Below are 12,255 nucleotides of genomic sequence, written 5' to 3'. Positions count from 1 at the left end.
TACTATGCATAGCGAGGAGAATACGATGTAAAAATCACTAATATTGTCCACTTAAACACTTTTTATGGTCTGTTATGATTGCGCTGTCAGGACTATAATAAGACATAATGACTAGGAGGAATGTAAATGGCAACAGTGTATCATATTTCTAAACAAGGATCAGATAGCGCAAAAGGCTCAGAAGCGGAACCGTTTCTGACTATAAACAAGGCAGCATCAGTAGCAATAGCCGGTGACACAGTCATCGTTCATGAAGGCGAATACCGTGAATGGGTCAAGCCCCAGCATCCCGGATTAAGCAACCACAGACGCATCACCTATCAGGCAGCTGAAGGTGAAAAAGTCGTCATCAAAGGATCTGAACAGATTAAAAACTGGGAAAAGACTGAAGGAACTGTCTGGAAAGCCGTGCTTCCAAATGAATTCTTTGGTGACTACAATCCGTTCAAGGAAGAAATTTACGGCGACTGGGTCGTCGACAACCCCGGCCGTCACTTAGGTGAAGTCTATGTTAACGGGAAAGCTTTTTATGAAGCTGTCTCATTAGACGATATTAAAGATCCGGTCGTCCCTTCTGAAGTGGTGGATCACTGGACGCGTACCACTGTTCCGGTTCATGACAAGGATCAGATGAAATATGTCTGGTACGGCGAAGTCGGTGAAACGGAAACGACTGTCTATGCCAACTTCCATGACTTTGATCCGAACGAGGAACTGACAGAAATCAACGTCCGTAAGAGCTGCTTCTTCCCTGACAAGACAGGTATGGACTACATCACAGTCAGAGGATTTGAAATGGCCCAGGCAGCGACGCCTTGGACGCCACCGACTGCTGACCAGCCGGGACTGATCGGTCCGCACTGGAGCAAAGGCTGGATCATCGAAAACAACATCATTCACGATGCGAAATGCAGTGCGATCAGTTTAGGTAAAGATAACACGACTGGTGACAACCACTACACCAAGCGTCAGGATAAACCAGGTTACCACTATCAGATCGAAACGGTATTTGAAGCCCATAAAAAAGGCTGGAGCAAGGAAACTGTCGGTTCACACATTGTCCGTCACAATACGATCTATGACTGCGGACAGAATGGTATAGTCGGTCACCTTGGCTGTATTTTCAGTGAAATTTATGACAACCATATCTACAATATTGCGGTCAAGCGTCAGTTCTGGGGTCATGAAATTGCCGGCATCAAGCTGCATGCGGCGATCGATACACAGATCCACAACAACCGCATCCATGACTGCTCACTGGGCATATGGCTGGACTGGCAGCTTCAGGGGACACGCGTCAGCCGCAACATCTTCTACCGCAATAATCGAGACATCTTTGTAGAAGTAAGCAGCGGACCGTTCCTGATCGACCATAATATCCTAACTGCCGACTATGCTCTGGACAACCATGCGCAAGGTGGAGCTTATGTGAACAACATCGTCAGAGGACATATGGAACACCGCAAAATGCTGGACCGCTCTACTCCTTACCATGTGGCTCACAGCACAGATCTTAAAGGAATGGCCCCTGTATACGGCGGAGATGACCGCTGGTTCAATAACATCTTCATTGGAGACGAAGGACTTGAAGAAGTCGGTACAGCTCACTACAAAGGCTATACGACGTCACTTGAGGAATTCATTTATGATGTACATCACCAGCCTGGCAGTGACCACGAAGCATTCAATGTCGTTGAACAGCCGGTCTACATCGATCAGAATGTTTACCTAAATGGTGCTGAACCGTTTGAACGTGAAGAAAACAACCTGGTGTCCGGTCATAATCCAGACATCAAGATCACTGAAGAAGGCAATGAGGTCTACCTTGAAATCGATCTGCCTGAAGGATTTGAGAATCTGCTTGGCGGCGTTCACTCCACTCAGACACTTGAACGTGTCCGTCTGGCTGACGCTGAATACGAAAATCCGGACGGAAGTGACGTCATCATCAACACTGACCTATTAGGCAAGGTCAAAGACGGCGATTCTGTACTGGGCCCAATCTCAGAACTGAAAAGCGGACATAACCGCGTTAAGATCTGGGGCTAAATTGAATAGAAAAGTTTCACGCGCCGTTCAGCCTTGACAAGAAAATAGGAAATTTACCCCGAATGAGCATACTGCGCAATGGGTAAATTTATCTTTTTCTCGAAAGGCTGGCACGTGAAACTAGACAACAATTTAGCTACAAAAAAGAGCATCAGTCCAAGTCGACTGGTGCTCTTTCCTTCATCTATGTGTCTTCACGACTTATTCATTCGTCTGTTCCGCATCTCTTTATCCAGTGCTTTATGCGCTCTTTTCGACCCGCGCTCCAGGTCTCTTTCCCGTTTTCTGACGTGGTAGTCGGTGAACAGGCCGTCCAAGTCGTACCCGTCCGGATAAAGTTGACTGGCTCGAGCGTTCAGTGTTACACGTTTACGCCTGACCTCATGGATCTCGTCTTCCACAAACACTTGAAGTGTCTGCTCTCCCTCGTCTGAATACACGAGCCCGATGGTGTCCCGGTCTGTCAGGAGCACACGGTCCCCTTTCTGAAAGCGCAGCGATGGTTCCAGTCTAGCTGAACCTGTTTGCTTCTGGCTGGCTGGTTTGAAAGACTGTTTCTCAGTAGAGTAGGATTTGTTCTGAATATATAGAGCCGCCTTATTGATCAGCTTGTCCGGCATGGCCATTTTTCTGGCGATCCATAAAGCCTGGCTCTCCCCCACTTCCCCTACTCTTAAAATATATTTAGGCGTCAGAGTCTCCCTGTCGAAGGCCATAGCGGCGGGAAGGATGTCTTCATGATCGGTTGCGAACTGCTTGATTTCCCCGTAGTGGGTCGTTGTTACAACCAGTGCACCTTGTTTGTACAAGGTCTCCATAATCGCGATTGCCAGAGAAGCTCCTTCATTTGGTTCAGTTCCACTCCCTAGTTCATCTAACAGCACCAGAGTGTGACGCCCGACTTTTGTCATAATTTCAGAAATGTTTTTCATGTGACCGGAAAAGGTGCTTAAGGCATTTTCGATTGCCTGCTGATCTCCGATATCTACAAAGATCTTGTTCATGACGGCGATCTCTGTTCCTTCTGTGGCAGGAATCTGCAGGCCGAACATCGTCATAAGAGTCAGGAGGCCGACTGTTTTTAATACGACAGTCTTGCCCCCGGCGTTGGCACCAGTAATGACCAGTCCACGGTAGGTCGTGCCCAGTTCAAAATCCAGCGGCACACTCTCTCCTTTGATTAATGGATGACGACCTTTTCTGATCTTGATTCGTTCCTCTTTGTTCACGCTAGGGGTTATACCGTCAATCGATCGGCTATATTTTGCCCTTGCGAATAGGGTATCAAGAAGTGTGACCAGTTCAATTGCTTCATTGATGGCTTGTTCCGCCTCAAAGAGGGTTCCGGTCAGCTCAGCAAGGATCTGATACTCCTCCGCCTGCTCTTGAGCCTTAAGCAATGCAATCTGTTCATTCAGTTTGGTCACTGCAGACGGCTCAATATAAACGGTCGTCCCTTTGCTTGACTGATCCACGATGTTTCCTGAAATCTTGTTCTTATAAGATGATTTAACTGGAATCGTGTAGTGTCCATTTTTATTGACAATCAGACTGTCCTGAATCATCGACCGATTCGTTGAGCTGGACAGGAACTTAGTCAGTCTCGTTTCAATTTCTTTCTCTTTGTCACCGATGTGCTTTCTGATTTTCTTCAGATTGCTTGAGGCCTCGTCGGCAATGCTCTGATGATGAATCTTCTGATAGATTGTGTCTTCGATTCGCATGAAGCTGGTCAGCCCTTTGGAGTAGCTGTATAGCAGCGGAGTCTGGTACTGATTTTTTTCAAAGAAAGTCTGGATCATCCGGTTACTTCTGAGGAAATCCGCGACCTCTGTCAGTTCTTCAGGTGTCAGGAGCATGCCTTTCGTCACATGGTCCATCAGCCGCTTGATCTGAGTCAGCCCCATGAACGGCACGTGCTGGCCGCTGTCGATGATGAGCCGTGCCTCAGTGGTTTCCTGGAGCTTCGTTTCTACTGTCTGAAGGGTTGTGTCAGGAGTAGTGTTGTCTATAATTGCCTTGGTATAATCACCGATGGCATAGGTTTTAACCTCTTGTCTAATCTGGTTGAACTGGAGGTTTGTCAGTGTTTTATTGTCGATCATTCTTCTCTTCCTTTCGTGAAAGAGATACCTGTACAGGAAATAATAAGATCGCTGAATATTATATTTGGGTACACAAAAAGACGACAGCAGTCATACTATCGTCTTAGAATTGATATTCTATAGGGTTCGACAGGTATCACTTAATAAGCATGCCAAATAAACCTTAATGGTACGGGTTTTTCTGGCTATTCAACTTACTGGGTTAGATACCTTTTACACTCACAAAATTATCTCCGTTCAACTGGATCTTAGTTATTTCCATCTGTACTATAGCAAGCACGGTCTGATCTGTCAATATTTTACGTAAAAACATATGCTGCTCCTTAATTAATATTATAATTTCTCAGATTAAAATTATAAAAAATAATAATAAGGACGTATGTTTCTGTTTATTTTGAAATATCATAAACGACCTGATGCATTTATTGATTCATATACTCCCCATTATTGTGAATAAATTATGTACAAAAAACGATGAAGTTTATGCTCCATCGTCTGTATAATATTTATAAATATATTTAGTCTCTTTCAAAAGCACCTTGGTCGAAGTAAGGAGTGAATAGCTCTGTCAGCTCGTCGAATAGAGCCGGAAAGTCATTCGACCCGACAGATTTCACACTTTCCCTGTTATCGAAAGTCAGTTTGAGTTCCCACTGCGTTCCGTCAAGAATAGCAGAGTCATTGTATTCATCTTTCCAGTCGAGTACGAACAAATCATAAAACAGAGTCTTTTTTATAGTCATCCATTCACTTAGCATGATCCTGAAGCGCACGTCACCGCCTTCTGTTTTGCTGAAAGGTGGTGAAACAGTCAAGTCTGCATAGCCGTCCCTATCTTCTATTCTAATGGACTGGTAACCGGAGAAAAAGCCACCATGAGAAAAAAAGACTTCGTCACAATGCAGTTCCGGACTGTCCTTAGCCCCACCAAAAGACTGGCCACACACCTGGCAGATATATTTACTGGCAGCTTGCGTTTCTCCACTATTTTCTTCCGCTTCCGCTTGTCCGCGATATGGGCAGTGTTTATCTGACATGGGTCGTCACCTTACTTTCCTATTATTTACAAAGATCGCTTACTGAATCTAAGCAAACGGGAATAATTAATCGTACAGCTCAATCAGCTCACCGCTCGTAAGATTATAACTCATGATGGTATTATCTGAATAGTCATTTACCAGTGTAAACAAGAGGTGATCTTCAATAATCGTCAGGTTATGAATATTTCCATAGGGATGGATCCGGGTTTTAGTTCCTCCATCATGACCTGAGATAAAGAGTCCACGATCCACATTGGAATAGACCAGGCTGTCCTGAACGTAAATTAAGGCATCATCAGTTAGTGTATACCGGTCGACTGGCCGCTCAAGTACTCGGGTCCGTACACGACGAGTTGAGGAATGAACGGACTGCTTCGTCAGATAGCCTTCGGAATCGATGTAGTAGTAATGATCATTAAACCGCAGAAGATTGGAAGCATATTCTTCAATAATTGTTTCACTCTCGCTGCCGTCAAGGCTGAATCGCATGACCTGGTCAAAAGTACTGACTAGCAGTTCATCTTCATAGACGGTCAGATCCATAGCTTCAATATCGGCTATGCGCTTAAGATCCTGTCCATTCAAAGTCATACTAAATAAGTTATTATTCCCGGAGTAATCAATAAAATACAGGCGGCCATTCATCACGTTCAAATTCATGGCATATCCGATATCATATAAAGTTTCCCGGTCCGATCCGTCCAGACGCACTCTTCTAATTTCATGTCCAGCTGTGTAATACAACCAGTCTCCAGCAATATTCAAATCAGATAATGTGACCGATTCTTCAGAGGCATTTAATAAACGTTCAAATTCAAGGTCCTGACTGGTTCTGATCAGTGACTGATAATTATGAATATAGAAGATATCCTCTTCATGTTCCACCGCCACTCCCTGATTGTTGATGTTCTGAGGCGTACTGCCTGCCCCCTCGTGCTCTACCACTTCAGCCTCATTATTGTCGGCTGATACGTTGTGACGAAGGATATTGATGTTGAACATCAGTCTGGATTCGCTCAAGAACGGAAAGGATACGACGGTGAAGACAACAACTTTCCAGATCATTGAGGTCCATTCATGTTTGCTTTCATCCTTAGATCCTGTGACCGACTGTTCCACCATCTCCACGTATTTCAATGGTCCAGTCAATTTAATTCGCCTGTCATTATACGAGATCGTTACCTTGTCATTAATCATAAATCTGAAGGGTGAATCAAATCTAGGTCGGACAACCAACGTATTGTCGTGCCGGTCAAACTCTTCCCATTCCCCATTTCTTATGTAGTTGTCAAGGTTCTCTCTATTACTCAGTGATATGTACTGGTCTATCTGTTTATAGTTATCATGAAGTAATTTGACGCATAGTGCAAGATAACTGATTGATGTGGCTAATGTCATCGGTAAAGTGCTGTTGAAAAGACCTTGAAACGCTAGATTGATTAGAAAATACCCCGGCAGAAACAGAAACAGCCCTGCTCTTATGGCCAGGTTTAAGAAATTAATCGTTTTATCAACTTTAGACATGACCTGTATCCCTCCTTCTAAAAAAAACTGATATATAAATGCTTATTAATTTCATTCATTATATCAGAAGGCGCTCTTATGTTAAATGGGGCTGAAGGACTAAATGAAGGTTTGGAAGAAAATCTTGTCGCTAATTGTAGTTCCTCAGACATAGTAAGTTTAGTTAAGATTTCCTCTATACTCTGAAGTGGATTCTGGTAGGTATAGACTGTAGTTCAAAACCTAAATGTCCATCTGAACTTCACTGCATCTTTGAACAATGCAATTCAGACAGACTGAATGTAATCGAAGTGCATTATAAGAGCTGCAGAATGTAGTTTAGAAACGTTTTGCTAACTGAACTTTATTACGCTCGATCCCCTTCTAAAATCTCACCAGCAGCCTGGCAAGCCCGGTATTTCTATTCGTGATCAGTCAGTAATAAGATAACTGGTAAACTCCTGGTACGATCGAGCTGATAACAGCCGATGGATCAAGGCGGAGTCATTAACGATGCGTCCCAGTATATCATACAAGTCCTGAAGGTTCTCCTGGCTGTCTTTCTTGACGTTCAAAAGGCAGACAAACTGTATTTTCCGTTCGCCCCAGTCGATCGGCCGCTTTAAAGTGCAGATTGTCAGGAAAGTCTGTTTTGACTGTGGCGAAATCGGGCGCGGCACAGCGATCAGATTTCCATATGCCGTCGGTGCGATTTCCTCACGATCATAAATCAGCTGCTTGTAATGATCAGGCAGACTGTCGACTTGAGAAGCGTGTGCTGCCAGAAAATCGATGACCTCTTTTTGAGAGTTGAGCGACTTATTTAGAAAAACATTACGCTCAGGCAGATAGTCCAGTACTTTATCTTTATTGGAAGAAACGAACTGGTCAATCCTGATGAGATCCTTACTTCCAAGAATCGCGTTTACTTCGATGACCGGCACAGGAAGTGTCTCTTTGATTGGTACCGAACTGATAATGAAATCTGTGTCCTCAAACGGGATGTCCTTGACCTTATAAAACTCAGTCACTCCAAGAACTTTGATCAACGATCGGAACTCTGCTTCCACCCGGTATCGGATCAACTGTGCGCTGCCGACACCGGAAGCACAGACAATATAACAGGTTTTCGGCCGGTTCTGGACTTTCTTCCGTTCTATCGCTGCGCCTATGTGCAGGGCGATATAGGCGACTTCATTTTCATCGATCGACACTCCTAATTCTTCGTTAAGGGCTAGAGAAGCGATGATGCCCGCTTCAAATGCCAGCGGATAATTATTCTTGATGTCTTCCAGCATAGGGTTTCTAATGTTCATATTGAATTTGTAGCGGTTCATGGCCGGTTTCAGATGAAGCCCAAGTCCCAGTTTAAGTTCCTCGTCTTCACTGATCCCAAGTGCATAGCGGTCTTCAACAGCATGGAGCATTTTATCGGTCAGGCTAATGATCGTTTCATCCATGATTTGCTGGACATCATTTGTAAGAAGTTGGTTTTCTGTGACCAGTTTTGTTCCCAACAAATGTATCGCAATATAAATAATTTCAACTTTCGGAAAATCCACTCCTAAAGTCTCTTCGATTTTACCGATCAGCTGCTTAGCTACAGTAAATTCCTTTTTCATTTCGATGTCCTGAATTTCCTGCTGAACAAGGGCCACATGATGGCCTTCTATGATCCGCTTATAAGCGATACTGATATGAACGAACAGATTATTGATCGCAATGTCTGACAGTGTGATCTGATTTTCTCTCAGTTCATCCAGCAGAACGACCCATACCTCGTTCAGCTTATCATTGGACAAGCCAACGATCTGTGCCAGCTGATCCATCCAGATCAGATCTGGAGATGAGCTGTTCCTGTTGAACAGATACTCGGACATCGCAAAGCGGCGATTCAGCTCCGATCCTGTGAGAATCATGCCGTAGTTGGGCTTACTGTCAATCTGAAGATCATGTTTCTCGAAAATGCTGCGCAGGATTTTCAAGTCGCTTTGAAGCGTTGATTTTGATACATGCATTTCTTCTGCAAGATCATCTGCTTTGATATACGATTCAGACAACAGCAGGCGTTTCAACATATAGTAGATCCGGCTGTCGGGTGTCGTCGGGATCGATTCTTCTGAAGCGTCTGACTGAATCAGCTCGTTTAAAAATGATCGGAACGATGCACTGTCTTCAATGATCAGATCATACCCTCTGCCACGTTTGGCTATAATTTCTGCCCCGTGACCGGCCAGCTCATCATTCAACGCTTTAATGTCTTCTCTGATTGTGCGAGACGTCACTTCCAGCTTGCTTGCTAGATAACTGCCGGTCAGTGGACGGTCGGATCCCATCAGCTCTTTCAATATGCGATCGGCGCGTGATTCCAAAGGCTTCACTCCTTTCAATGGTAGTATTTGACAATTGTCTGCATACACACAAAAGCGCAGCAATCTCCATCGCTACGCTTGGTGTGTGAGTTAGGCGTTAAAGCCGTTCCGTTTTGATACGTCTGCAAACCAGGACGCACTCTTCTTGGCTGTGCGCTCCCCTGTTTCAATGTCTACAGAGTAAAATCCATATCTGTTCTTATAAGCGTTCATCCATGACCAGTTATCCATAAAGGTCCATAAATGATAGCCTTTCACATTACAACCTTCTTGAGAAGCTTTGTGTAGCCATTTCAGGTGGCCACTGATAAAGTCAATACGGTAATCGTCTTCGATACGACCGTCTTTAAGGAAACGGTCTTCATCTTGAACACCCATCCCGTTTTCAGAAATGAACGATTCAATGTTTCCATAATTATCCCTTAGATTAATCATTATATCATAAATACCTTTTTCGTAAATCTCCCATCCTCTATACGGATTCATTTTTCGGCCGGGCATCTCATAGTTATCGAAGAACCAGTCCGGCATGAAAGGTGAATAGGGATTAGGCAGGTGATCTTTGGCTTTTACACGGCGCGGCTGATAGTAATTTACACCCAGCAGGTCAACAATATTGTTTTTAAGCAAGTCCTTGTCTTCAGGCTGAGTCTCAGGAAGATGACCGTGTTCTTCAAGCAGACTGATCAGGTCTTCCGGGTATTCCCCTTTAACAGCCGGATCAAGGAAACTTCTATTGAAGAACAAGTCACAGATGTGAGAAGCTTTCAGATCTGCCGGATTCTGACTGCGTGGATATGAAGGGGTCAGATTCAAAACGATCCCTATCTTCCCGTCCTGTTCCTGATGATAGAGTTCCACCACTTTAGCATGTGCAATCATTGTATGGTAGGCCACTTGGATGGCGCGTCTGGCATCAACCACATTCGGATAATGGAAATCATAAAGATAGCCGCCTTCCACAGGCACGATCGGTTCATTGAAGGTAAACCATGTCTTTACTCGGTCTCCGAAGAGGTCGAAAGCAATTTTTGCATAGTCGACATACGCAGCAATGACTTCTCTGCTTTCCCATCCGCCTTTATTCTGCATCTCGATCGGCATGTCAAAATGGAAAAGGTTAACGAAGGGCTCAATATCATTAGCCAGCAGTTCGTCGATGACATTACTGTAAAAAGATACGGCTTCCTGATTCACTTCACCCTGACCACCAGGGATCAGACGCGCCCATGAAAGAGACAGTCGGAACGTATTATGACCGATTTTTTTCATGTTCCGGATGTCTTCTTTATATCGGTTGTAAAAGTCGGAAGTCTGATGTGGCCCTACACCGTCAAAGAATCGGTTCGGTTCATTTTCAAACCAGTGGTCCCAGATCGTCTCACCTGATACACCATTTCTGCTGCCTTCCATTTGTGTCGCTGATGCGGCACTGCCCCACCAGAAGCCTTCCGGAAACTGATATTCTACTGTCATGTTAACGTCCCCCTACTTAAATTTGTATAGTTCGATAATTTCTACTGCCAAGTCTCTGACGGTCATTGCTGTCATCAGATGATCCTGTGAGTGAACCAGGATAACATTGACTCCCTGTCCGTTGCCCTGAGCTTCCTGCTGAAGCAGTTCTGTCTGGAATCCGTGTGCTTTTCCAAGTTCTTCACCGGCTTCTTTTAATTTTGCTTCGGCTTCATCAAAGTTGCCTTCTTTTGCTTCCTGTATAGCTTCCATTGCACTCGATTTCCCGTTTCCGGCAAAGAGTATGATCTGAAAAGCGATCTCGTTCATTTTATCGTTCATAGTTGTTCCCCCTGTTTTTAAGAAAAGAAAGGCGAACTCCCGATGAAGGGAATTCGTCCTGTCTATTATATTTGAATTAGTTAGTTGGCTCCGCGGCACTCATCTCTTCACCATAGTACTGTTTATCAAGAAGTTTGACAAACGGGAACCAGATAACGAAGACGATACCCATATTGATCAGCTGCATCACTGCACCCATCAGGTTGTTACCGGTAGCGAGATAGCCACTGAGAAGTGCTGGTGTGGTCCATGGAACGATTACTCCAGCCGGTCTCGGTGCAAAACCGACAGACATAGCGAAGTATGTGACAGCTGCTACGACTACAGGAGCCAGAAGCCATGGAATCATTACAAGCGGGTTCATTATGATCGGCAGTCCGAAGATAACCGGTTCGTTTACGTTGAAGATACCAGATGGTCCACCCAGTTTAGCCAGGTCTCTCATCTGGCGGCTTTTCGCTACAACAAAGATACAGATGATGACAGCCAGGGTCATTCCGGATCCTCCGATACCGACGATAAAGGTATCCAAGAACTGCTTAGTCACGATGTGTGGCAGGTCTTCTCCAGCTTGGAATGCAGCCAGGTTTTCATCATTCAGTGAATACCAGATTGGGTCAAATACTGAATTGACGATAATTTGTCCGTGCAGTCCGAAGAACCAGAAGACTTGAATAAGCAGAACGGCGATCAGTGTTGCAGGCAGTCCACTTCCAAGAGCAGTCAATGGCTGCTGTACCAATGTATAGATGAAGTTCTGCACTGTTTCAAAGCCTGTAAAGCTGAACAGAATTCTGATAGCTAAGAAAATTGTCAGAGTAATCGTTACTGGAATCAATGCACTGAATGAACGGGAGACCGCACTCGGCACACCTTCAGGCATTTTGATTGTCAGGTTTTTACGTACGAATAAGTGATACAATTCTGCAGAAATAAATGCTGTAAAAATACCTAAGAACATCCCCTGCGCTCCTAGTGAAGCGGTTGGAATTACTCCCCCAACTTCTTCTACAATTTGAGGTGTCATGATAAGGAATGATGCGATAGCGACAACTCCACCGTAGATAGCTTCGCCTCCACGCTGTTCAACCATCTTATATCCAATACCAATAATAACAAATAACCCCATGATACTCAGTGTTGCATCAGAAGCCGGTCCAAGCGCAGCCTGATAAGCTGAGAAGCCGTCCTCTCCTAATACACGGTCAAGAAATGGCAGGTTAGCGATTACAACAAAGATCGATCCAAAGATGATCATCGGTAAAGCTACCATGAACCCGTTTCTTAGAGCACTCAGATACCGGTTGTTATTCAGCTTTTCAGCCAGCGGCATCAGAATGTTTTCTAACATTTCCATAAATTTATCCACTATTGTTTCCTCCTAATCCC

At 44.5% G+C, this 12,255-nt stretch carries 8 protein-coding genes; 1 reads left to right on the top strand and 7 read right to left on the bottom strand.

Features of this window, described 5'->3' with window-relative positions:
* The first annotated feature begins 126 nt into the window (after positions 1 to 126).
* Entirely contained in the window at positions 127 to 2,049 is a 1,923-nt protein-coding gene (locus ACYQ4S_RS03285; RefSeq protein WP_459769332.1) for a right-handed parallel beta-helix repeat-containing protein, read from the top strand.
* A 194-nt stretch (positions 2,050 to 2,243) separates the two neighbouring features.
* On the opposite strand, the gene ACYQ4S_RS03280 is transcribed toward ACYQ4S_RS03285, so the two are convergent.
* The 7 genes from ACYQ4S_RS03280 to celB form a co-directional block, all read right to left on the bottom strand.
* Positions 2,244 to 4,154: an endonuclease MutS2 gene (locus ACYQ4S_RS03280; RefSeq protein ID WP_459769330.1), complete on the bottom strand. Its 1,911-nt coding sequence runs from the start codon at positions 4,152 to 4,154 to the stop codon at positions 2,244 to 2,246.
* 518 nt (positions 4,155 to 4,672) lie between these two features.
* On the bottom strand, positions 4,673 to 5,191 hold the full coding sequence (locus ACYQ4S_RS03275) for a hypothetical protein (RefSeq protein WP_459769328.1): 519 nt from the start codon (positions 5,189 to 5,191) through the stop codon (positions 4,673 to 4,675).
* Between the two features lie 66 nt (positions 5,192 to 5,257).
* Positions 5,258 to 6,718, bottom strand: coding sequence for a DUF5050 domain-containing protein (locus tag ACYQ4S_RS03270; RefSeq protein WP_459769326.1), 1,461 nt, complete (start codon positions 6,716 to 6,718; stop codon positions 5,258 to 5,260).
* 410 nt (positions 6,719 to 7,128) lie between these two features.
* Positions 7,129 to 9,069: a BglG family transcription antiterminator gene (locus ACYQ4S_RS03265; RefSeq protein WP_459769324.1), complete on the bottom strand. Its 1,941-nt coding sequence runs from the start codon at positions 9,067 to 9,069 to the stop codon at positions 7,129 to 7,131.
* Positions 9,070 to 9,159: 90 nt separating this feature from the next.
* Entirely contained in the window at positions 9,160 to 10,545 is a 1,386-nt protein-coding gene (locus ACYQ4S_RS03260) for a glycoside hydrolase family 1 protein (protein ID WP_459769322.1), read from the bottom strand.
* 12 nt (positions 10,546 to 10,557) lie between these two features.
* Positions 10,558 to 10,866, bottom strand: a complete 309-nt coding sequence (locus ACYQ4S_RS03255; protein WP_459769320.1) for a PTS lactose/cellobiose transporter subunit IIA — start codon at positions 10,864 to 10,866, stop codon at positions 10,558 to 10,560.
* Between the two features lie 76 nt (positions 10,867 to 10,942).
* Positions 10,943 to 12,235, bottom strand: coding sequence for a PTS cellobiose transporter subunit IIC (gene celB / locus ACYQ4S_RS03250; RefSeq protein ID WP_346023657.1), 1,293 nt, complete (start codon positions 12,233 to 12,235; stop codon positions 10,943 to 10,945).
* Between the last annotated feature and the right edge of the window lie 20 nt (positions 12,236 to 12,255).

Source organism: Alkalibacterium sp. s-m-28 (assembly GCF_054658175.1).
This window is presented reverse-complemented; position numbering and strand designations above follow the sequence as displayed.